Origin of the sequence: Mucilaginibacter gilvus (assembly GCF_004054195.1) — a bacterium.
GTDB lineage: Bacteria > Bacteroidota > Bacteroidia > Sphingobacteriales > Sphingobacteriaceae > Mucilaginibacter > Mucilaginibacter gilvus.
In genome coordinates, this window is sequence record NZ_SBIW01000007.1 from 430501 (window position 1) to 455068 (window position 24568).

At 44.7% G+C, this 24568-nt stretch carries 16 protein-coding genes; 13 read left to right on the forward strand and 3 right to left on the reverse strand.

Annotated features, from left to right (window positions below):
• The first annotated feature begins 85 nt into the window (after positions 1 to 85).
• The 3 genes from EPL05_RS16225 to EPL05_RS16235 all read left to right on the forward strand — a co-directional run bounded on the left by EPL05_RS16225 (position 86) and on the right by EPL05_RS16235 (position 5747).
• Complete coding sequence (locus EPL05_RS16225) at positions 86 to 2944, forward strand: M16 family metallopeptidase (protein WP_128535023.1); 2859 nt, start codon at positions 86 to 88, stop codon at positions 2942 to 2944.
• Between the two features lie 480 nt (positions 2945 to 3424).
• Complete coding sequence (locus EPL05_RS16230) at positions 3425 to 5056, forward strand: sensor histidine kinase (protein ID WP_128535024.1); 1632 nt, start codon at positions 3425 to 3427, stop codon at positions 5054 to 5056.
• Positions 5049 to 5747, forward strand: coding sequence for a response regulator transcription factor (locus EPL05_RS16235; protein ID WP_128535025.1), 699 nt, complete (start codon positions 5049 to 5051; stop codon positions 5745 to 5747). The genes EPL05_RS16230 and EPL05_RS16235 overlap by 8 nt, the downstream gene beginning before the upstream one ends.
• 278 nt (positions 5748 to 6025) lie before the next feature.
• On the opposite strand, the gene EPL05_RS16240 is transcribed toward EPL05_RS16235, so the two are convergent.
• On the reverse strand, positions 6026 to 6667 hold the full coding sequence (locus EPL05_RS16240) for an NAD(P)-dependent oxidoreductase (RefSeq protein WP_128535026.1): 642 nt from the start codon (positions 6665 to 6667) through the stop codon (positions 6026 to 6028).
• A gap of 497 nt (positions 6668 to 7164) precedes the next feature.
• Between EPL05_RS16240 and EPL05_RS16245 the strand changes: the two genes are divergently transcribed.
• The 5 genes from EPL05_RS16245 (at position 7165) to EPL05_RS16265 (ending at position 13537) form a co-directional block, all read left to right on the forward strand.
• Positions 7165 to 7575 (forward strand): cytochrome c maturation protein CcmE domain-containing protein, encoded by a 411-nt coding sequence (locus EPL05_RS16245; protein WP_128535027.1) that lies wholly within the window; start codon positions 7165 to 7167, stop codon positions 7573 to 7575.
• A gap of 9 nt (positions 7576 to 7584) precedes the next feature.
• The gene (gene ccsA, locus EPL05_RS16250; protein WP_128535028.1) at positions 7585 to 10065 is read left to right on the forward strand and encodes a cytochrome c biogenesis protein CcsA; all 2481 of its coding nucleotides are present in this window, start codon (positions 7585 to 7587) and stop codon (positions 10063 to 10065) included.
• 24 nt (positions 10066 to 10089) lie between these two features.
• Complete coding sequence (locus EPL05_RS16255) at positions 10090 to 10569, forward strand: nuclear transport factor 2 family protein (RefSeq protein WP_128535029.1); 480 nt, start codon at positions 10090 to 10092, stop codon at positions 10567 to 10569.
• Between the two features lie 894 nt (positions 10570 to 11463).
• Positions 11464 to 12450 carry an SH3 domain-containing protein gene (locus tag EPL05_RS16260; RefSeq protein ID WP_128535030.1) on the forward strand — a complete coding sequence of 329 codons (987 nt, stop codon included), beginning with the start codon at positions 11464 to 11466 and terminating at the stop codon, positions 12448 to 12450.
• A gap of 1 nt (position 12451) precedes the next feature.
• The gene (locus tag EPL05_RS16265) at positions 12452 to 13537 is read left to right on the forward strand and encodes a DUF2235 domain-containing protein (protein WP_128535031.1); all 1086 of its coding nucleotides are present in this window, start codon (positions 12452 to 12454) and stop codon (positions 13535 to 13537) included.
• Here EPL05_RS16265 and EPL05_RS16270 read toward each other — a convergent pair.
• Complete coding sequence (locus EPL05_RS16270; RefSeq protein WP_128535032.1) at positions 13507 to 13779, reverse strand: UBP-type zinc finger domain-containing protein; 273 nt, start codon at positions 13777 to 13779, stop codon at positions 13507 to 13509. The two genes, EPL05_RS16265 and EPL05_RS16270, sit on opposite strands and share 31 nt — an antisense overlap.
• A gap of 268 nt (positions 13780 to 14047) precedes the next feature.
• On the opposite strand from EPL05_RS16270, the gene EPL05_RS16275 reads away from it, so the two are divergent.
• From EPL05_RS16275 to EPL05_RS16290, 4 genes are all read left to right on the forward strand, one after another.
• Positions 14048 to 15334 (forward strand): putative DNA modification/repair radical SAM protein, encoded by a 1287-nt coding sequence (locus tag EPL05_RS16275; protein ID WP_243837309.1) that lies wholly within the window; start codon positions 14048 to 14050, stop codon positions 15332 to 15334.
• Position 15335: 1 nt separating this feature from the next.
• Positions 15336 to 16100, forward strand: coding sequence for a TIGR03915 family putative DNA repair protein (locus tag EPL05_RS16280; protein ID WP_128535033.1), 765 nt, complete (start codon positions 15336 to 15338; stop codon positions 16098 to 16100).
• Positions 16101 to 16976: 876 nt separating this feature from the next.
• Entirely contained in the window at positions 16977 to 17450 is a 474-nt protein-coding gene (locus EPL05_RS16285; RefSeq protein ID WP_128535034.1) for a DUF7674 family protein, read from the forward strand.
• Positions 17451 to 17515: 65 nt separating this feature from the next.
• A complete protein-coding gene (locus EPL05_RS16290) occupies positions 17516 to 18865 on the forward strand; it encodes a PhoH family protein (RefSeq protein WP_128535035.1) in 1350 nt (449 codons plus the stop codon).
• A 194-nt stretch (positions 18866 to 19059) separates the two neighbouring features.
• Here EPL05_RS16290 and EPL05_RS16295 read toward each other — a convergent pair whose 3' ends face one another.
• Complete coding sequence (locus EPL05_RS16295) at positions 19060 to 21213, reverse strand: FUSC family protein (protein WP_128535036.1); 2154 nt, start codon at positions 21211 to 21213, stop codon at positions 19060 to 19062.
• 204 nt (positions 21214 to 21417) lie between these two features.
• On the opposite strand from EPL05_RS16295, the gene EPL05_RS16300 reads away from it, so the two are divergent.
• Positions 21418 to 23991 (forward strand): phosphoenolpyruvate carboxylase, encoded by a 2574-nt coding sequence (locus EPL05_RS16300; RefSeq protein WP_128535037.1) that lies wholly within the window; start codon positions 21418 to 21420, stop codon positions 23989 to 23991.
• Positions 23992 to 24568: the final 577 nt, after the last annotated feature.

A 24568-nucleotide genomic window follows, 5' to 3' on the forward strand; every position in this document is an offset into this window, starting at 1 on the left:
CAAGTGAAATTTATTAATATTAGCGTTTACGTAAGCCTCTTTTAGTTAAGAGCTGTCCGATATTGCTTAACAAACAGAAATACAAATGATTAGATTTTTAAAAAGTGCGTTAATGGTGCCCTCGCTGGCATTTATGGCGCTTGCAGCCACCGCGCAAACAGCGGTAGGGCCAAAGCTGGTGGAGAAAGTAACCCGCAAGGGCACCGAACTGGTGATCCCTTATGAAAAATATGTATTGCCAAATGGCTTAACCATTATATTGGCAGAAGACCACTCCGACCCATTAGTGCATGTAGATGTAACCTACCACGTAGGTTCGGCACGCGAGGAAATTGGTAAATCTGGTTTCGCGCACTTTTTTGAGCACATGATGTTCCAGGGAAGCGAGCACGTTGGCAATGGCGACCACTTTAAGATCATCACCGAAGCGGGTGGCACCCTAAACGGATCCACCAACCGCGACCGTACCAATTATTACGAAACTGTACCAGCCAACCAGCTCGAAAAAATGCTTTGGCTGGAATCTGACCGTATGGGCTTTTTGCTGGATTCGGTAACGCAGCGCAAATTTGAAGTGCAACGTGCTACGGTAAAGAATGAGCGCGGCCAAAACTATGATAACCGCCCTTATGGCCTGGCCAGCGAAGTAACTTCTAAAAACCTGTATCCTTACGGGCACCCATACTCGTGGTTAACCATCGGCTACATTGAAGAACTGAATAAAGTGGGAGTTAACGATCTGAAAAACTTCTTTTTAAGATGGTATGGCCCAAATAACGCAACCATCTCTATTGGTGGCGATATCAACGCGAAACAAACATTAGCCTGGGTTCAAAAGTATTTCGGCGGCATCCCGCGGGGCCCTGTTGTTAAAAACGCGTCGTTCCCGGCACCGGTTTTAACGGCAGACAGGTATGTTTCTTATGTAGATAACTATGCCAAACTGCCTTTACTTTCTGTTACCTATCCCGGCGTCAAAATTTATAGTAAGGATATGTCCCCGCTGGATGCTTTATCTGAGATCATTGGCCAGGGCCGTAACTCTATCTTTTATAAAAACTTTGTAAAAACACGTAAGGCTGCGCAGGCCTCCATGAGTTCGTCCAATACTGAACTTGCGGGTGAGATCACCATCCGTGTATTGCCATTCCCGGGACAAACCTTGGCCGACGCCCAAAAACTGGTTGCCGAATCACTTACGGAGTTTGAAAAAACCGGCGTAACCGACGATGCACTCACCCGTTTTAAAGCAAGCGCCGAAGCAAATGCGATTAATGATTTAGCGAGCGTAAGCGGCAAGGTGTCTAACCTGGCGCAGGCACAATACCTCACCGGCAACCCTAACCAGGTAGGTCGTGAACTGGCTGATATCCGCGCTGTAACTAAAGAAGATGTAATGCGTGTTTACAATCAATACATCAAAGGTAAACCAGCTGTTATTCTAAGTGTATTGCCAAAAGGCGGTACCATTGTAGCTGCAGCAGCCGATAATTATACCGTAAACACTGCTGGCTACAAAGCGCCTGATTATGGTTACAACGGCTTGGTTTACAAAAAAGCCAAGGATGATTTTAACCGTACCGTTAAACCGGGCGTGGGTCCAAACCCATCTATCAAAGTTCCGGCTATCTGGAGCGCTACCACAGCAAATGGCATCCAGATCATCGGCACCCAAAACAGCGAGATCCCTTCTGTATCGATGCAAATGTCTATAAAAGGCGGTGGCATGTACGCGGTTAGCAACCCGGCTAAAGCGGGGGTGGCAGGCCTTGTTGCGCGGATGATGAACGAGGACACCAAAAATTACACTGCCGAGCAATTTAACTCAGAGCTTGATAAGTTAGGCAGCAATATTTCTATTTTTGCGGGTAGCGAAGAGATTGCGGTAAGTGTATCATCGCTCACCAAAAACCTGCCTAAAACGATGGTGTTATTACAGGAACGCCTGTATAACCCTAAGTTTACACAGGATGCTTTAGACCGTATTAAAAAACAAACCTTAGAAGGTTTTAAACAGGCAAAAACACAACCGGCGGGTGTTGCATCAACCGTTTACAACAAAATACTTTACGGCACCGATAACGTGCGCACTTATTCAACCGGTGGTAATGAGGAAACTGTTGCGGCTATCACCCTGCAGGATGTGCAGGATTATTACGACAAATACTTCACCCCGTCGCAAACCAAAATTGTGATCGTTGGTGATGTTAACGAAGGTACCGCAAGGGGTAACCTGGCGTTCCTGAATACCTGGGCAGATAAAAAAGTTTCTATCCCTACCCCGGCAGAAGGTAAAACCTTTGAGAAAACAACCCTTTATTTGGTTGATATCCCTAACGCTGCCCAATCGGAGATCCGTATTGGTTATTTAGATAAGCTGAATTACAATGCAACCGGTGATTACTATAAACTGGGCATTGCGAATTATATTTTAGGCGGCGCGTTCAACAGCCACATTAACCTTAACCTTCGCGAGAAAAAAGGTTGGACCTATGGTGCGCGTTCGGGCTTTAGCTCAAGCAAAAACGGCGGCGATTTTACTGCTTCGGCGGGTGTATTGGCTACCGCTACAGATAGTTCTGTTGTGGAATTTATGAAGGAGATTCGCAATTACCGGGCAAATGGTATTACGCCGGATGAATTGAAGTTTACCCAAACTTCAATCGGTCAAAGTGATGCACGCAGGTACGAAACCAACGGACAAAAAGCAGCGTTCCTATCGCGCATATTGGAGTACAACCTGAAACCAACTTATGTTGACGAGCAGAACAAGATCCTTTCTACAATTACCCAGGCAGAGGTAAACCAGCTTGCAGCCAAATACTTAAATACCGATAACATGGTTATTCTGGTAGTAGGCGACAAGACAAAGATATTACCGGGCCTGCAAAAATTAGGTTACCCCATTGTAGAACTTGATGCCGATGGTAAGCCAAAGCAATAAGTAAACGCATTATAATAGTAACGAGGCTGTATCATAAAAGGATACGGCCTCGTTTTGTTTTCAGGTCAGTTTTCTTGAGAAAAAGTTTTAAATTTTGGCTGCTTTCAATCCCATTAATTATTGGCTCAGGTTTCTTTTTGTCTCTGTTTTGTTTTTTATAAATGGTGTTTTTGCTGATAACAAGGAAATTGAATTAAAGCTGGCTATTAATGATAGATACTACTCACCTCGTTATGGAAGGTAAATACCAGGAATTAAGCAAGTCAATAAAAATTGGTGTTGATGATGCCGAATTGTTTGATAGCTCGCGATTCGTAATTTAAAAATGAAAAAAGGTGCGTTTGGCTATTATATAATTACAGGCGAGAAATTAACAAATTAGCCATCTCTCTTACCCATGCTTATTTAATGTTAACAAATGTTAACAGATACAGCTGGTTGCTTTTGGGCAAATTACTTTTACCTTAAGCAACCAAAATCATGAAAAAGAAACTTTACATCGTATTATTTTTAACCACTATTTTACTCGCCGGTATTATAGCCCTCCAGCTTTACTGGACCTTTACTGCCTATAAACTGAACAAAGAAAAATTTGATGGCGACATCAATATCGCTATGCAGCGCGCGCTGCATAGCTGCAAAAAAGATTATTTCGATTCCATTAGGGTGGTGATGATAAAACGCTTGTCGGAACCGCATACGCATATCAAAATTGATACAGCCCGTAACCGGCAAGGTATGTTTATCTGGATCTCAAATAGATATCTGCGTTCCAACGAGCCTTACCAAACTACTATCCCCGTTTTTAATCATTACCGGCAACAAATAAATCACCAGGCAACCGTACCGGAGGTAATAACAGAAATGTCGTTCTACGTGCCCTCCATGTTAGACCAGGTAACACTGGTATTGGGGATGGAAGATGTATCTTCCAACTGGAAAAAAGTTGAGGCATACGTAAAGGCGCATAGCGAAATCCCGCGCGATAGTATTTTTGCACAAACCAATATTGTGCAAAGAGGTACGTATGGCTACCCTCCTAATTACAGGCAGGCGGATAGCATAAAACTTCACCGTTATTTTAAAGAGGCTATGCGCAAGCTGCATCCCAAAAATCGCCGGAGCGGTGATTTTAGCATGGTGTGGTCTGACAAGCCGATACCGGCAAATGATTTCGATCCTCATCATGTGGAACAACTCCGATATAGTGAAACCGAACAATTCACCTACAGATATCACGGCTTCTTGTTTTTGCAGCATACCGACAAAAATGCTTTATATGTACGCGTGGTGTATGACAGGGCACAGGTAGGCATATTGAGCGAGATGGTACTGATACTGTGCCTGTCGGGATTCCTTATCGTGTTTACTAAATTTTGTTTGTTCTATATTATCCTTACCATAGTTAAGCAAAAGAAGCTAACGGAGCTAAAGGACGATTTCATCAACAACATGACGCATGAACTGAAAACCCCTATAGCCACCATCACCGTTGCTATTGAAGGCCTACAGAAGTTTAATGGGTTAAACGACCCTGAAAAAACCCAACGCTACCTGCAAACCTCGCGCAATGAGCTAAGCCGGCTGGACGGGTTGGTAACAAAGGTGCTCAACATAGCCGCTTTCGAAAGTAAAAAGATTGTATTGGCGAAGGAGAGAATAGCTATTGACGAACTGATGAATGAGTTGATAGAAGCAGAAAAACAAAAAACAGCCAAGGAGGTAAGCATCAGCTACATCAATAGTGATGGGATTAAGGAGATAGAGGCGGATAAAATGCATTTGCGTAACATCATGCTTAACCTGGTAGATAACGCTATCAAATACGCAACCGAACCCGTAGATATAAAAATAAGCCTGACAAGACATAACAAATACGCCGTGTTTTCGATAAAGGATAATGGTATGGGAATCCCCGCGAGGCATATTAAGCACATTTTTGATAAATTTCACCGCGTACCGGCCGGCAACGTACACAATGTAAAAGGAACCGGCCTGGGGCTGAACTATGTTAAATACATTGCAGAGGCCCATGGCGGCAAAGTAGCCGTTACCAGTAAAATGAATAAAGGAAGTGAGTTTACAGTATCTATCCCAATTAAAAATGGATAAAATAAAGGTTCTATTAGCCGAGGACGAGTTGGCGCTGGCCCACATCGTACGCGAAAGTTTGGAGGAATCGGGCTTTGAGGTGTTGCTTTGCGCTAATGGCGAGCAGGCCTTGCAAAAGTATAATGAACATAGGCCCGATATTTTAGCGCTGGACGTGATGATGCCCAAAATGGACGGTTTCGAGCTGGCCAGGAAGATCCGCGAGGCGGATAAAACAACGCCAATTATTTTCCTTACCGCAAAATCGCAGCCCAAGGATGTGGTGGCCGGTTTTGAGAGTGGTGCGAATGATTACCTCAAGAAACCCTTTAGCGTAGAGGAGCTGATCGTACGGATGAAGGTATTATTGAGCCATAATCGGCTCCTTGCCCGCAAAGTGTCCGAAAGGCCGGCAAATGAGCAGTATCAGATAAGCAACCTGTATTTTAACCCGGCAAAAAACACGCTGCAGCAGGGCATCAACACCTGGCCGATAACCGCGCGTGAAAGTGATATTTTAAAGTTGCTTTGCAAAAGCGGCCACGAAGTACTGCCCCGCAAAACCCTGCTGGATACCGTTTGGGGAGATGATAGCTTTTTCAACGCCCGCAGCCTGGATGTGTTCATCACCAAGCTGCGCCGCCATCTCGCCGCCGATCCTAACATCCAGATCATCAATATAAGAGGAGTGGGGTATAAGCTGGTGTGGTGATTGAGTTGGATTTCGGACTTCGGATTTTCGATTTCGGACTTTTTGTTTAGTTCTTTAAATAGTAAAAGTGACTTTCGTCGCTTTTACTATTTAGTCCTCCCCATGTCATTGCTGTAAGGGAAGCGCAGCGACGAGAGATCTTGTATGCCCTGCTTGTCTACGCCCTGCCTGTCGGCGACTTGTGTGGTCCGAATGCATGGCGTCTAAGATTTTTCTTCGCCCTACCGCTCTTTCCCGGCCCGCCGCTCATCGAAAACATTGGGAATAAATGATGGGTTTTAAAGTGCGTTCGCAATAAACGGCGTTTTTCTTACAAATTCATCGCTGCTCAATTGCGCTATCATCCATTTACCCAAGCTCGATGCGCTGATGAAATCGCCGGGGCAATCCAGCAGGCTGGTTACTACTTCGGGCACCTCGTCGGTTTGCTGGATCATGGGGAGGCGAACAAGTGTCCAATCGAGCGGGGTGGCAGCGAGTACTTCGTATTCCACTTGTTTATCGGCGGTAGTCTTGGGATAGTTCTGGTACATCCATTCGGTGCCGAATTTTGTTTTAGGGCCCTTGCTGTCGAAGGGCGTATCTACGTTTAAGCCGGTGGTGCTGAAGTACCGGCGGACGCCCCGCTCGCCCATTGCTTTTAAGATCTTGGTGGTTACATCGCTAAAAACGGGTGGCTCACCTGCTGGCTGCCCAACGGTGCTGATGATGACGCTGCAACCTGTTAATAAAGTTAGCAGGGCGTTGTAGTCGCGCGCATCGCCTTTTATAAGTTCTATAAGCGGGTTGTCAATTTGCAAATTCTCCGGTTTGCGGTGAAGGAATTTAACGGGGATATTTTGGGCTGTTAATTGCTTAACAAGATATTTGCCGGCCTTACCGGTACCGCCAATTACGGCAACTTTTATGTTTGATTGCATGGTGTTCTTTATAAAAAAGGATATAATAAATTGGTTTATGCCTTTTGAGGCACAAGAGATACACTGCCATTTAAAGGCAATGCAAATGGGTGGGATATTTTATAAAGAGATTTTAATGAAATAAAGATAAACACGATTAATGGATTTAACGATTAATACGAATTCTTTATTTGTAAAAGGATGTTATTAACGCGGTGGTAAGGTTAAGAAAACCGCGATAGGGATAGCAACGGAAACCCCGGAATGGGGTGATGCTTCTATCAGCAATGCGGAATGAGGAGTTGCAGTGCAGAGCCCGGGCCGCAGGCATCACTATAAAGTTGTCTGAACTCGAATTTTTCGAATTAAAGAGAAATTGAAATGATAATAGTTATTTCGAGGCATTCAACCATATAACTTAATCAATAACAATTCTAAATAATATATATCCCCTGTAATAAACATTATTAGCTCAGCGTTTTGTATTTTTGTATCCCGGTTTACGTATAGATCAAAGCATGAAGAAAAGTTCGATTTTTGGCCTCATTGTAATAGCCATTGCTATAGCGGTTATTATTAGTGTTTACTCAAGCACAAGTAGTTACGGTAATTTTAACGATGCTAAGAAGAGCAGCAGCGAATTAAAGGTTGTTGGCCGCCTTAATAAACAAAAAGAATTGCATTACGATGCCATAAAGGATGCCAACTACTTTTCGTTCTACATGCGCGATACCGTGGGTAACGAATGTAAGGTAGTATTCACCGGTACCAAGCCCGAAGATTTTGAACGCTCTGAGCAAATTGTGCTTACCGGTAAAATGATAGGCAACGAATTCCATGCCTCCAATATCCTGATGAAATGCCCCTCTAAATACACCCAGGACAAGTTAGAAACTAAAGAATACAAGGCCAAACAGGCCAGCATATAACCAATTTTAATGGATACAGTTTTTAAAGGCGAGCACCTTTTACCGGGGCAAATAGGCCAGTTTTTTCTCGTTCTCGCTTTCGGGGCGGCACTTCTATCGTTCATCAGTTATTATTTTTCAACTACAGATGATGCCGGCAAACCCGGCGGTACCTGGCAAAAGCTTGGTCGTATAGGTTTTTATATCAACTCGGTATCCATATTAGGTATCGGCACATGCTTATTCTATATCATTTATAATCACTTTTTCGAGTACCATTACGTTTGGGCATATACCTCCAAAACGTTGCCGGTACGCTATATCATCTCCGCCTTTTGGAACGGACAGGAGGGTGGCTTTTTGCTTTGGATCTTTTGGCAGGCCGTATTAGGTTTTATACTGATCTGGAAGGCTGGTACCTGGGAGCGCCCGGTGATGACGGTTGTCGCCCTGTCGCAGGTAACGCTGGCTACTATGGTTTTGGGTGTCAACGTTTTGGGTGTACATTTAGGCAGTTCGCCGTTTTTGCTGCTGCGGGATTTTATGTCGGAAGCTCCGATATTTAAAAGTGCCGATTACCTTTCTTTTATAAAAGACGGGCAAGGCATGGTGCCATCCCTGCAAAACTACTGGATGATCATTCACCCGCCAACCTTGTTTTTGGGTTTCGCCTCAATGGTGGTGCCTTTTGCCTACGCGGTTGCCGGCCTTTGGCAAAAACGCTATAAAGACTGGGTAGCACCGTCTATCCCCTACGCGCTGTTTGCTTGTATGATATTGGGCACAGGAGTGGTAATGGGCTCGTTCTGGGCTTATGAATCGTTAAACTTTGGCGGCTTTTGGGCATGGGATCCGGTAGAGAACGCCTCTATCTTTCCATGGATCACCATGGTTGCGGCTGTACACGTACTTATCGTATATAAAAACACCGGTCATTCCTATTTCACAGCAACGTTTTTAATGCTCATCAGCTTTGTACTGGTTTGGTACTCATCATTCCTGAACCGTAGCGGTATTTTAGGCGATACTTCGGTACACTCCTTTACAGATCTGGGGATGTTTTGGCAACTGGTTACCGGTATATTGATCTTTTTTGTGATGTCGGTTTGGCTGCTTGTAAGCCGCTGGAAGGAATTGCCGATCACCAAAAAAGACGAAGAAACCTACTCCCGCGAGTTTTGGATGTTTGTAGGCGCGGTATTCCTGGGGCTATCCTGCTTCCATTTGTTGGTGGTAACGTCGGTGCCCGTGTGGAACGCCATGTTCGGTTTAAACATTGCGCCACCTGCTGAAAAAGCCAGAATGATCCATTACAATATTATCCAGTCGTCGTTTGTATTTGTGATAACTATATTGACGGCCTTCACCCAGTTCCTGAAATATAAAAAGACCGACGTAACCAAGTTTTTTATCACCACAGCCGTATACCTGGTGTTTTCGATATTGATAACCGCGCTGGTGGTTTACGCCACAGGCCTTTACAAGCTAAACTTTGTATTTGTACTGGTGATGTGCGGCTCTATCTATTCGGTTATTGCCAACGGTAAAGTATTGGCTGATGCCTTTAAAGGTAAATTTAAGCTGGCCGGCTCGGCAGTGGCGCATATTGGTTTTGGTTTGCTGATGATAGGCGCGCTGATATCTGCGGGTACCAGCACGGTAATATCCATCAACAATACCGGTGAAAGCTATTCTGCCGAGTTTGCCAAAGACGAAAACCCACGCGAAAATATTTTGGTATACCGTAACGAGCCACAAAAAATGGGCGACTACACAGTTACCTATTTAGGCGACTCGCTGAACCTGCCCGATCACTTTTATAAAGTGAACTATCGCCGGGTGGATGCCGCAGGCAAAGTGGCCGAAGATTTTACCCTGTACCCTAAAGTACAGGTAAATAAAGGCTCACTGGCTTCATCGCCGGATACCAGGCACTACCTGTTCCACGATCTGTACACGCACATCACCATGACCAACTCGGCAAGTACCAGTGAGGAAAAAGGTGTGGCAGGCGAGGAAGAAGCCGCTAAAGACGATAGCAAAGACTACGAACCCGCAGTACCACACGAAGTAGCCGTAGGCGATACCGTCCGTTTCCGCGAGGGGTATATGGTACTAAAACAACTGAATAACGGTGTTAAACTGCAAAACATAGCAGCAAGCGAAGTATTAGTATCTGTTGGTGCCGAACTGGAAATTGTAACGCACGGTAAAACCTATCATACCGCACCGGTTTACATGCTGAAGAAAAATGGTGGTGTGTTTGATTTCCCTACTAAGGTGGAAGAGGCCGGCTTAAAACTGCAGTTCACTAAAATTATCCCGGATAAAAAGAAGATAGAGATAGCGGTTTATCAGCAGCCCGAGAGTGCTAAAAAGTACATTGTAATGCGCGCAATTAAATTCCCATATATCAATTTCTTTTGGGCGGGTACCATTATTATGGTTATCGGTTTCTTCCTTTCGATATTAAGGCGGAATAAGGAAGTTAAGGCGGTGAAGGCGGTATAAGTAAATCAAATCGTATATTTAGCCATGCGTAGCACCCTTCGTTCCACCTTGTGTGTTTTATTTGTTGCCGTGGCATTTGCTGCCTGCACCCAACAACCGGAAAAACCTGCTGTAGATAAAAAGGCACAATCAGAAACTCTGATACAGGAACACTTTAGGTACTTGAACGACCACGACCTGAAAGGCATAGTTGGCCAGTATTCGCCAAAGGCTAATATCACATCGAGCGATTGGAAAGGTATGGCAACCGGCCCAGAAGGCGCGGACCAGATCTTTCACCTCGAGTTTTACGTATCGCCGGATGCCAAGTACCTGGTTGATAAAGTGATCAATACCGACTCTACCGTAGTTGTAGAATACGATGTGATCGGCTTAAAAGATAAAACCAACGGCGGTGTACGGTACGATGTGCGCAAATGCAGCATCTTCCGCATCGACGATAAAAATAAAATAAGCGGCGAGGCCACCTACGCCAATGCTATGGCTTACCATAACGGCAACTAAATAGTAAAGAGGCTGTATCATAATTCAATTGGTGCCGCCTTTTTATTTGACTATTATAATGTTAGTGCGGACGGTGTTTTGTTCCCTGTGTTGAATATTTAGATTATAACCCAATTAACAGCTATACACAAACAAAAAAGCTTCCACATGGCTGCAATAGCTTCCAAAAACAAAGCCGCATCATTTGGATTGTGATACGGCTTCTTTTTTATGGGGATTTATGAAGTTGGCTTCCGGTGTACCGAATATAATTTTCAAATTTAACCCTTGAACCTTGTAATTGCACCTCGTTAGCGGCTTCTTTCCTAAAATCAATCGGCTCAAGGCCGGTGGCTGCCTACCATACCACGTTAATAACTATATATTCAATTTCTGGCGAGGTCTTCGCATGCCTTCGAAACGATATCCAAACTTTGGTAGCTTCTACCAAGCTTGCTGATATTGATATTTAAAGCTTCTGATAATTCTGCAATCAAAAACCCAACGTTATCAATAATCTCGTTTTGTAATTTTGAGTAAAACTGCCAGTGAGAAACTGAACGTGTACGATGGTTTAACACATCTTCTCTTATCCGGTCGAGCCATACTACCTTCCTTATCATGGCATCCTGTGAGAACTACCTTCACTTTTAATTAAATCCTGTACGTGTTGCTTTGTAAGCCTTTTGGGTTTAATTGTTTTTGCTTTATCATTTGATAAAAAAGAACCTTGTTATAAATATAAAGTAAAAAACGTTTAAAGAAACACCGTGTTTTCACCCGCGACACTTCCGTGTTTTGCCGCTTGTAATATTCCTTTAAGTTGTTGAAATTTATACTTCTTTACATCCAACCTAATTAAAAACCTGTATGCCAGTTGGTTCAGCCGCTGGTATGCGTAAAACCTTTACTATCATGAAAACAAAATTTGGCTTCACCCTGCTAACCATCGCAGAATTTGATGCCTGGCTTACCAGCCTGCATTTGGCCCGCACCATTTTAACCGTGCAGGAGCATCATACCTACAGCCCATCGTACAGCCAGTTTAATGGCAACAACCACTTCGAATTGCAGCAGGGTATGAAAAACTACCATGTAACGCACAACGGTTGGAGCGATATCGCACAGCAATTCACCACCTTCCCGGATGGTACCATCATGACGGGGCGGCCCATGGAAGCTACGCCTGCCTGCATCCTGGGCCAAAATGCCCACGCCGTTTGTATAGAGAACCTGGGCAATTTTGATACCGGCGGCGATGCCATGACCATCGCCCAGCGCGATACCATTATACAAATGACGGCCAAGCTTTGCACTCGTTTTAATATCCCGGTAAACGATACCGGCGTGGTTTACCACCATTGGTTTAACCTAAGCACCGGTGAACGCAACAACGGCACAAAAAATAATAAAACCTGCCCGGGGACAAATTTCTTTGGCGGCAATACGGTAGCAAACGCTCTGGCCAATTTTTTGCCCCTGGTAGCCGCTGCAGGTCAACCGCCGGTTCCGCCTGCTCCACCGGCTAATGTGCTGCTTAAATATATTTGCGTTACGGCAACCACTTTAAATATTCGCACCGGTCCAAACGCAACCAGCGCTAAAGCAGCCGCACCCGCCATATTGGGTTCTATTTTACGGGTTTACCAGCAAAGCAATGGCTGGTATAAAATATCGGCAAGCCAAAACCAATGGGTTGCAGCGCAATTTACCGCCGTGGTAACCAGGGCTACGGTTACAGCCACTTCGCTTAATGCCCGCAGCGGGCCGGGCACTGGTTTCCCTAAAATAGGTACTTACGTAAAAGGGCAGGAGCTATTTATAGAGAAGGAAGAGAACAAATGGTGCAAAATAAGCATGGATAGCAAATGGGTAAGTAAAGACTTTTTATCGTTTGTATAAAATGGAAACCGCAATAAAAGAGAAGGTAAGGAAACGAATTATTACCTGCAGCGACGGCACCTGGAACAAACCCGGTGACATTGATGGCGGCGTAGGCATTACCACCAATGTGCAAAAGATATTTGAGGGCATTTGTAACGAGGATGGGGAGGGTATTAAGCAAATAAAATATTACGATCAGGGCGTGGGCTCTACAGGCAGCAAACTGCGGCGTATTATTGATGGTGCCACCGGGTACGGGCTGGACGAGAATATCCTGGATGCCTACAAATTCATCATTTGGAATTATGAACAGGGGGATGAGATCTACCTGTTTGGTTTTAGCAGGGGCGCGTACACGGCCCGCAGCCTTGCCGGGATTATCCGCAAAGTGGGGTTGTTAAAAAACAACGACCTTAAACGCATTAAGGAAGCGTATGCTTTGTACCGCGATACCAGCATTAAGCCGGATGACGGTGACGCTATTAAATTCCGTGACATGTATAGCCAGCCTAACGCTAATGTGAAATTTATAGGCGTGTGGGATACGGTTGGTTCCTTAGGTATTCCGTTTATGGTGATGCAGAACAAAAGCAAGTACCAGTTTCATGATACTACGCTGAGCAGCCACGTAGATTTTGCCTATCATGCCCTCGCTGTAGACGAGCAACGAAAAAACTTTATGCCCACTTTGTGGCGGGAGAGCGAGAATTTAGCTGATAAAAACCCCAATCAAAAAATGGAACAGCGCTGGTTTCCGGGCGTTCACTCCAATATTGGGGGCGGATATCCCAAGGCTGGTTTAAGCGACGTAGCGTTGAAGTGGATGATGGATAAGGCTGCGGAAACCGGCCTTGCTTTCGAAAAAAAATACCTGGACGAGAAAATAAAGCCCAATGATGCCGATATGCTTTATAACTCCAATAAATTCCCTTTTTCGCTTTTAGGGAGACACGTGCGGGCAATTAAGGAGTTGCCGGACAGCAACGAGACCGTTGATAAATCGGTATTTGAACGTATGTTGCTGGATTTCAGGCCCGACCCATTGTATAAGCCGGCCAATGTAAAATCAATACATCAATATTCTACAAACGCTTCATCGGGGTAACACCAAAGCCAGCGTTCGCCGGGCTGGGCAGATGCTATTACGGGGTGCTGCGTGGCGTGGTAATGCTTGGTCATGTGCTGGTTTACCGATTGATCGCAGCAAAGGGTTACGCCGCAGGTTTGGCAGGTACGCAGGTGAAACCAGGTTTGGTTGTGCTTGATGCATTCCTCGCAAACCTGTTCGTCGCTTAGTTTTACCTGTGTGATGGCCTGTAGGTGTTGGCAAAGATTAGGGTCGTTCATGAATGAAATGTTATGCCTATAAAGATAATAATTGTACCGGTAAATTGCTTGCTACCCATGAAACGTCCCGATGGGACGAATAGAGTGAATTATACCCCATCGGGATACCTTATGGGTAGAAAAATAAAGAAGCACAAAGGCGTTCCATCGGAACGCTTTATGGGTTAAGTCGTTCACGGTTAACTATGCTTAGAGAACAACCTATAAAATAATATGATGCTCCAAATATTCCTAAAACGTTTTAATAAAATTCCACCGAATTGAAAAAATGCTAATTATATTAGTATTTTTGATTGGTATGAATGAGGAGCGGATAACGGAAAAGTTGAACATATTGGCGGATGCAGCCAAGTATGATGTATCGTGCGCGAGCAGCGGCAGCAAACGCAAAAACGAAAACAAGGGGTTGGGGAATGCCAGTAATGGTATTTGCCATTCGTATACCGAGGATGGGCGATGTGTGTCGCTCCTTAAAATTCTGCTGACCAACCATTGTATTTTCGATTGCGCTTATTGCGTGTCGCGCAAGAACAATGATATTAAACGTGCTGCTTTTACCGTGCAGGAAGTGGTGGACCTTACCATCAATTTTTATCGCCGCAATTACATAGAGGGGCTATTCCTCAGCTCGGGTATTTTTAAAGATGCCGATTACACCATGGAACGGTTGGTACGCGTGGCCAAAAAGCTGCGTACCGAACATAACTTTAACGGTTATATTCACCTCAAATCTATTCCGGGAGCCAGCGATGAATTGATGAACGAAGCAGGCCTGTATGCCGACCGGCTGAGCGTGAACCTGGAGATGCCTACCGAGGCTGGCCTGAAGCTGTTAGCGCCTGATAAGAATCAGCAGGATATGATCAAACCGATGGGCTACCTCAAGAATGCCATCATTAAGCACACTGAAGAAAAGAAGCTGTTTAAAAAAGCACCGCTTTTTGCCCCGGCCGGACAGAGCACTCAGATGATCATTGGCGCCACGCCAGAGAATGACAGTGAAGTGTTGCATTCTGCTAATTACTTTTATAAGAACTTTAAGCTGAAACGGGTTTATTACTCGGGTTATGTACCCGTACTTGCGGATAGCCGGTTGCCCGCTCTTAATACCGCGGTACCGATGGTGCGCGAGAATCGGCTGTACCAAGCTGATTGGCTGATGCGATTTTATGGTTTTAAAGTAAACGAGATAGTAAACACTGCCCAGCCGCATCTCGACCTGGATATTGACCCTAAGCTGGGCTGGGCGATTCGTAATATGCAGGCCTTCCCGGTTGATGTTAATAAGGCCGATCTGCAAATGATCCTGCGCGTGCCTGGGATTGGATTGCTATCGGCACAAAAAATTGTAAGCGCGCGCAGGTTTGGTAAACTGAATTGGGATCATATGAAAAAAATGGGAGTGAGCCTTAACCGGGCCAAATACTTTGTTACCTGTAACAGCAACGAATTTGAACGGCGCGATCTTACGGGGAGTAACATCAAACAGTTTATTCTGGCTACCTCGCAAAGCAAGTATTTAAAAAACACCCAAACCCAATTGAACCTGTTTTAACATGGCGACTACCACCTTAATATATGATGGAACTTTTGAGGGACTGCTAAGCGCGGTGTTTGAAGTGTATACGCACCGGCTGCAAACCGTAAATCTCCATGCCGGCGAATGGCTTACCAGCGCTTTGTTTGAGGATGTAATAAAGGTGGTAACAGATGAAACCCGCGCGGCAAGGGTGCTAAAAGGCTTGAAGGAACGCGTCTCGCACATTGGCGTGCAGCGTTTGTATGCCGCCCATTTGGCTGGGATGGTGGGGGAGGACCTCAATCTGCTGGGATATATAAGATACGCATTTGATTCACCGATGAATATTGAAGAGGATTATGGTAACAGATATGTAGTCCGTGTATCTGAACTGGTGCGCATGGTGAGGCGCGAAAAGCATAGGATGGAGGCCTTTGTGCGCTTTCAGCAATTAACAGATGGTACCTTTTACGCCGCTATAGAACCGGATTTCAACGTGTTGCCGCTGCTTATCCGCCATTTTAAAAGCCGCTATGCCGATCAGAAATGGATCATCTACGACATAAAACGCAAATATGGTCTGTTTTACGACCTGCACGATGTGCAATTTATCAACCTCGATTTCTCCGATGATAACAAAGCAGCCAACGTTATGGCCTCTTTCAGCGAGGAGGAGGGCATTTACCAGCAACTTTGGAAGAATTATTTTAATAGCGTAAACATCGCTTCGCGCAAAAATACCAAGCTCCATGTACGCCATATGCCCAAGCGATATTGGAAGCATTTAACCGAAAAAATTTGAGTTCTCGGTTTTTTACGCATTTTGGAAATTAAGAAAGACCATTGTTTTTTTGGATTTGCCTAATTGTTTGTTAATAAGAGTATTGAGGGGTTGATGTGAACGAGCTATTTAATGCATTCATAATCAATATTTGACGAATGTTAATAACTATTGATTTGATGTTAATAAAGTGTTAATAAGAATATGTAAAAAACTTTAAAAAATACTTGACACGTATGGGTAAAAGTTCCGATATTGTAATTATCAAGAACGACGTACTTTGACAGCCTTACAGGATTACAGAAACTAAAACGGGCGAACCTTCGGGGGAGCTAAAGTTTAGGGAAGTGCCTGAGTCATATTAAGAAGAAAGAAGCGAAAGCAAAACTGCTTCGGAATTGATTAAAGGGGTATTATGGGTGTTGCAAAACTTTACGGAGAACGGCATCGAAATAATGGCCTCGAAGCAATCAGCGTTAGCAAACAATGGTATAACTTGGTTCTCTAAGAATAAAGATACATCAGCGTTGCACGGATAACGACAGAGTCGACTTCCCCTCGGGAGGATGGCGAGTTCAAAGGTCTGCAAGTATGCCCTAACCGGCTTCCGCAAGGAAAATGGATAGATCAGCGCTACAGGCGGCATTGAAGGAGAGGCCTCCGCAAGGAGACTGACAAAGTCTGCATCAGGTGCCAACATTTGAGATATCAGTATTCGCAGGAATAATGGTACATCAGCGTTAGCAATTAACAAAGAGGAGATCGGGCCGGTTAATTTTACACAAAACTTGGTGCTCACGGGTGGCTATGGTCAGCCGAGGAGTTAGGAAACGGGAGTCAATTCGCAAGAGTAGGCTTCCGTTTTCCTGTTTAAGGGGACTTTTTTATTTTTAGTTGATGCCTAAATCAAAAGCCAATAAAAACAATACCAATCTTATAACTGTAAATGACTGTTTAACAACAGATCAATTCCTGATACTTTACAGTGAAGAATTCCCCAACCTCGAATCTGAAATATATGACGAGGGTTGCCGGGATTTGATTTATGTGCAAATTGGCTTGTTAAGCAACTATATAAATGAATGCATTAAAGAGGGTGCGATAAAAGAGGTAAGACGCGCGTTTATCTTTTTCGAACGGATTGTAAACCGCGTTAACTCAGAAGTGGAAAACGCATTTTATGTTTCTTTTCTGGAACATATTAAAATGGGAGGCGATTCTGAAAACGCGGTAGCTTCGAGGAAGCTTTTAAATCCTAAATACCTTGAAATATGGCGCGGGTTGAACGAACTAATGTTTCCCGATAAAATCGCCGGGACAAAGAAGAAAAAAAGCCCAGATAAGTCAACAAGAATCAAAATAAAGCGCTAAGAAACTCTGTTGTCCCTTTTACCTTCTTCACCTTTTCTCAATCAAAATCCTTAATTTAGCCTTTGATGAATAAGGATAATACAGATAAGGCCGATCGGAAAAAGAAAATATTTGTGCTGGATACCTCCGTTATCCTATATGATCACAACGCTTTTGAGAACTTCCACGAACATGATGTGGCTATCCCCATACAGGTATTGGAAGAGCTGGATAATATGAAAAGCGGCAACGATACCCGCAATTTTGAGGCACGCAGTTTTATCCGGCTGATGGATGATATCTCCCGGAACCAGCTCATAAACCAGTGGATGCCGCTCAATGGCAAAAGCAAGGGCAGCTTTAAGGTGATTATGGATGTAAAGAACAGCAGCGCCGACGCCGAAGAAGTCTTTGGATCTGAAAAAATAGACCACCGCATATTAAACGCTGCTCTTGGTGTGCAGTTTGAAAACCCCGATAAAAAGGTGATCCTGGTATCAAAGGATATCTGCCTGCGCCTGAAAGCTAAAGCGCTTAATATTTATGCCGAGGATTACGAAACCGGTAAGGTTAAAAATATCGACGAGTTATATAGCGGCAAAACCGTACTTAACAGAGTTACCGAGAAGCTGATGGGCAAGCTCAATAAAAGCGACAGCCTCCCTGTAGAGGATTTTGATATCCAACCCCAAAGCAACCAGTTTTTTGTACTGAACAGCAAGAATGGCACCGCATCCGCCTTCTATAATAAACAAAGCGGCCAGGTAGAAAAAGTTACCGAGCAGCCTGTGCTTAACATCTACCCAAAAAACTTAGAGCAGGCCTTTGCCATACACGCCCTGCTGCATCCCGATATTAAACTGGTTACCATACAAGGCAACGCCGGCACGGGCAAAACGCTGCTGGCCTTAGCCAGCGCGCTGGAGCAACGTAAGCATTACCGACAGATCTTTGTTACACGCCCTATAGTGCCCCTTAGTAATAAGGACATCGGCTTTTTACCGGGCGACGTAAAATCGAAGATCGACCCCTACATGGCGCCTATCTGGGATAACCTCAAATTTATTAAAGACCAGTTTGCTGACGATGAGAAAATGCAAAACAAGATAGACGAGCTGGTATCCAACGATAAAATTTCCATCACCCCGTTAGCTTTCATCCGCGGGCGCACCCTTGCCAAAATATTTTTTATTGTAGACGAGGCGCAGAACTTAACCCCGCACGAGGTTAAAACCATCATCTCCCGCGCCGGCGAAAACAGTAAATTCGTATTCACCGGGGATATTTACCAGATAGATACCCCATATTTGGATGCAGAGAGTAACGGCCTGTCGTACCTGATAGATAAGGCAAAAGGACACCCGCTTTACGCGCATATCACCCTGCAAAAAGGGGAGCGTAGTGAGTTGGCTAATTTGGCAACGGAGTTATTGTAGACACAACGAGCGTGAGCCAAGATTACCGCCGCCTTACCCCGCGCGTGATTGCGAGGCACGAAGCAATCTCCCGATAGACTGGTAGACAACATGCGTTACGGCTTGTCTTTGTACAGATTACTTCGTGCCTCGCAATTGACGATGTAGCTGTTTTCATTTGCATATCTGCACATCTTCTTCTGCACATCCAACTCCTATCTCAAAATATTCTCCGTCACCTTCGCTATATCCACCGTTATTTTATTGATAAAGCCCAGCTGTTCCTTCATCAGCACATCCTCTGCTGATAGGGGGGCGGGCACCACATCTGCGGTTTTTACTGCCTCTGCAGGTTTTGCAGGAGCCTCAATAGTCTCCCCGCTTAGCTTTTTACCGGTTTCCTTCAATACGGCTATGCTTCGTTTTACCAATTTCAGCGCATCTGCATGGGGTTGTTGCGGGCCAGTACGGATAATGGTTGAAGCAATATTGGCCGTGTAAGAGGCCAGGATATGGTTCAGCACCACAAATTTGTGAATATCCTTTATATTACGCTGCTTGCTTTTGGGTTCGGAGGTCATGCGCTCGAAGGTGGCAGATAAGTTGGCCGAGTTCACAAACACATCCTTTCGGGCCAGTTTATAATCGGTAATTAATACCGGTTTGCCGGCAATACTCTCCGATACCTTTTGCAGGTAGCTGATATTGGCAGTGATCACAGCTTTCAAGTCGTGCTGGATCTGTTGAAACTCCCAGGTAGGGAAAATTACGTAGCTGGCAATAAAAGCGATAGTAGAGCCAATTACCGTATCAATAATGCGTTCCTGCGCTACATTTAGTAAACCTACGCCGAGGAATTTGAAAAGAATAAGCACATAAGGCGTCATCAATATCACGCTTACTACGTAGTTGAGCCTTAAAAAGCTATAGGTGCCAATCATAAACACCACCAAAAAAATAAACTGAGCTGTTTTATCGGGGATAAAATTTAAGATCAATATACCTACAGCGCCGCCAGCTATGGTACCAATAAGGCGCTGGTAATTGCGCTGTTTGGACAGGCTGAACCCAGGCTTCAATATCACAATAATAGTAAGCAGTACCCAATAACTGTGCCCGCCAAGGGATAAGTTCTTAGCCGTTATAAAACCTATCAAACAAACCAGCGATACCCGTAGCGCGTGTTTAAACGTGGCCGAATCCAGGCTGATGTTATCCCGAAAAATGTGAGGGGCAAAATCCTGGTGGGTTACAAATTTGGAGTATTCTACCTCGCGGGTATCATTCAGCAGCATATCCGATGCTTTAGAATGGTAGTACTTATAAATATTGCCAATGCCTTTGGCCACATCGCGCAGGTTGATCAGGATCTTCTTTAGCACCAGGTTGCTGCTTTCTTTATCCTCTGCGCCTACTTCGTCTATCTTTTGTTTAAGCAGTTCCAGCTTATGATTCAAATTACTCAGCTTCTCGGGGCGGGTGTTGGCCAGTACGGCAAAGCCAATGTTGTCCAGATCGTCGGCCACGGTATGCAAAAAATCAGCTATCTCACTTAGTACCCCGGTATGCGCGTACTTCTCGCGGATGTGGCGGTAATCATAGTGGGTAGCCATTATCTGCTCAAACATATCCACCAGATCTATAAAGGTGAGTACCAAGATTCTGCTTGCCCCGGTAGATTCCTTCACCATCAGCCTGCTTTTAAAAAGCATCTCGCGTACGGCATCCTGGTGGTTGCTTACCGATATTTGCTGTAGCACCAGCCTGCGGTAATTATCATCTATATCAGTCTCGGGCCGGTAAAAATCGGCCTTTAAGCGTAAAAAACGCGCCACATCGGCCACATTCTCGCCAAGGGTTTGCTGCGCCGCACGATAGGGTCGTATACCAAAAAAAACCAGGCTAAAGATCATATACCAAAGCCCGCCGGCCAAAATGGTAGCGCAAAATATAGGCAGATCGGGCGGGGGGATGGCTTTATCCATCATAAATATCATTACCAGCAGGGCAGAGGTGCCTACTGCCGCGGCCCGGTTGCCATAAACCATAAGCATACTAAACAGGAAAGAAAATACGGTGATCTCCAGCCCAAGCGTATACACGTTAAGCCGTGCGTACCCTGTTATTAACGATATCACCAATAGCAGGCCGTTGCCAATAGCCATGGCATTACGCTTATGCTGCACAGGGCCGGGACTATCTATAGCGGAGATACACAGCGCACCCAACGACATAGTGAGCCCCAGCTCAAAATCGCCAAACTGCAGCGCCAGCAACGACGGGACCAAAATACCGGCAGAAATGCGCAACCCGTCAGAAAAATACTGGCTGTAAAAAAAGCTTTTTATTTCTCTTTTGTGGCTATTCATGAGGTGGTTTTGGGCGGGATATTTTCGCGTTTGCAAATTTAAACAAATAAAATTGCCATCACTTGCAATAACCATAATTGCATTAAAAAGGATTATCTGTTATTAATTATTCAGATTTTAGCATAATTTAATTTTAGATAGTTAAATTCACGCCAAAATACCGGGCAATCGGTATTAAGTAAATTTTGCCAAACCTGTTTTATTATGCCAACAACCCTAAGGCTCAGTCAGAGAGAAACAACATTTAATCAGGAAGTTGTAACCCGTTTTGAGTTATACAACAGCTTGTTTCAAACCCTGCCTTTTTACCAGGTAAAGGATACCGGTATCTTACTACCCTTCTTTAGCTCACATTGTGAAAAGGGAGCGGCGGCAGAATTATCGCCTACGGAGATCATCGAATCGTTTTTTAAGAACTACGTACCGGGTATCGACCACCGCGAGCAGATCAACCGCATGTTCCGTTTTATTCAATATATAGAACGGCAGGTGGTTTTGTTTGATGCCATAGAAGATTCGTCTTTTGGTACCCTTGGCCGTACAGATGATACCGGCCCGCTACAAAGTATGGTACAGCAGGCTACCTCTAACGAGGAGGCTCGCAAACAGATCAGCAAGCAATTAAAGGATTTTTCGTTGCGTTTGGTACTTACCGCGCACCCAACTCAGTTTTACCCGGGTACCGTCCTGGGGATCATGACAGACCTGATAGGGGCCCTTAAAGCCAACGATATCCCCGAGATAAATACTTTACTGCAACAATTGGGTAAAACCCCTTTCTTTAATAAAACGTCGCCAACTCCTGTAGATGAAGCGGTTAGCCTGGTTTGGTTTTTAGAGAACGTGTTTTACCACGCGCTATCGGGCATCCAGTCTAAATTGGAGCAGGAATTTGATATGGAGGGCAACAACCCGGTTTTGGAGCTTGGCTTTTGGCCAGGCGGCGACCGCGACGGCAACCCCAATGTAACCACGCAAAGCACCCGTGAGGTAGCTGTTTTGCTGCGCAAGCACATCTTCCGTTGTTACTACCGAGATTTCAGGGTGCTTAAACGCCGCATCACCTTCCGTGGTTTTGCTGATAATATCTCCAAACTGGAAAAATTGCTTTACGATAACGCCTTTAACGAACAGGAAAACCCCAAGGATCTGCAGACGGAAATGCTCGACATTTTAAAGTCGATGCGCGAAACACTGGTGACCAGCCACGATAGCCTTTTTGTGGATATTGTAGGTGATATGATCCAGAAGGTACAGCTATTCGGCTCGTACTTCGCAACGTTGGATATCAGGCAGGACAGCCGTGTGCTGCGCAGTGTTTTTGATTACGGTACCAAGAAAATATACACTGGCGCACCAAAAGGCTACGCCGAAATGGATGAAGCAGCCAAGTTAAAAACCCTGCCGTTTACCGAGGCGGATTTTGTTTGCCCTGCCGATGCCGACGACATGACCCGCGATACCCTGGATACCATCCGCCTGATGAGGCAGATCCAGGAAAGCAACGGCGTGAAAGGCTGCCAGCGCTTCATCATCAGCAATTGCCAGCAGGCATCTGATATTTTGCAGCTGATAGACCTGTTCTTGTGGAGCGGCTGGAAAAAAGATAAACTTACCGTAGATTTTATGCCACTGTTTGAGACCGTTAACGATCTGATACACGCCGGCGATGTAATGGAGACACTTTATACCCATCCATTCTATAAAAAACATTTAAAGAGCCGTGGCAACAGGCAAACCATAATGCTTGGCTTTAGCGACAGCACCAAGGATGGCGGATACCTGATGGCTAACTGGAGTATTTATAAAGCTAAAGTAGAGCTTACCGCCATTGCCCGCAAACACGGTATCGACCTGGCCTTTTTTGATGGCAGGGGTGGCCCGCCGGCACGTGGTGGTGGTAAAACCCACCGTTTTTACGCGTCGATGGGTAAAGAGATAGCGAATGATCATATCGAGCTGACCATACAGGGGCAAACTGTAAGTTCGCAGTACGGTTCAGTGGAAACTGCAAGGTTTAATACCGAGCAGTTGATCAATGCCGGGATCATCTCCGCATTACACCCGAACCATAAAGACCTGCTGGACCACAAGCACAAGGCGCTGATAGCCGAAATGGCAGAAGCAAGCCATGGCTTATTCCTTGCCCTGCGCGAGCATCCCTTGTTTGTAGAGTACCTGGAAAAATTTAGTCCGCTTAAATTACTATCGCATATTAACATAAGCAGCCGCCCAACCAAGCGTAACGCGTCGGCCAAGTTAAAGCTCGAAGACCTGCGCGCCATTAGTTTTGTAACTTCGTGGAGCCAACTAAAGCAAAGTATCCCGGGTTTTTACGGCGTGGGTACAGCGTTGAAGAAAATGAAAGACGGCGGTAGCTGGGAAGAAGTGAAAGAGCTTTACCAAAATTCAGGCTTCTTTAAAACGATGCTGGATAACTGTATGATGTCGATGTCTAAATCCGATTTCCGGGTTACCGCTTATTTAGAGAAGGACAAAAAATTCGGTAAATTCTGGATTAGCTTGAAAGACGAGTTTGAACTAACCAAATCGCTGTTGCTGGAATTGACAGGTATGGCGGTGCTGATGGAAGAGTCACCGGTGGAACGCCGTTCGATAGCCATCCGAGAAAAGATCGTACTGCCATTGGTTATAGTGCAACACTATGCGCTTCAATGCCTAAATAATACTAAGGATGAAGAACTTATCGGCATCTATAATAAGCTGGTGATACGCACAGTATACGGTATTGTGAACGCGGGGAGGAATTTGGCGTAACGCTAAATCACCTATGCTGCGATTAATTGAAGGCTTGCGGGAATTAAATCTTGGCACGCCTTTTTTGTTTTCCTGTCTAAGGTCAATTTGCTTTGTCTGACTTGTCCTGAAATAGGTTTACATAATAAAAAGTGTTTCATTCCGAAAATTTGGCATCTTTGTAAAAGAATGTTAAGTAACTTATAATGAATTATTTATAAACGTTACCTAACGAATAGGGGTGTTCCAAAGCGTTTCACTAAAAACTGTAAGATGTTGATTATCAATATTAATTTAAAAATGAGTGTGCCACATTTAAAAGTGGAACACCTAATGACGATTTCTCGTTTCGGCCCGAATAACGCTTTATATATGTATTTATACCCAAACCTTTACCTATGAAAACGAGAACTATCCAATGAATCATATTGATCATTTTGCTATTGATTATCATCGGATTCGTTTTGTTAGACCATTATGTTTTCTGGTTGTTTGACATTCGCGGTTCGTAAATCATCAAAAACCGTTTAATTTAATCGCGCATAGGAAAAGGACTAAACCTCTCCTAACCGCGTTAGGGACAGCATCGAAAACCCCA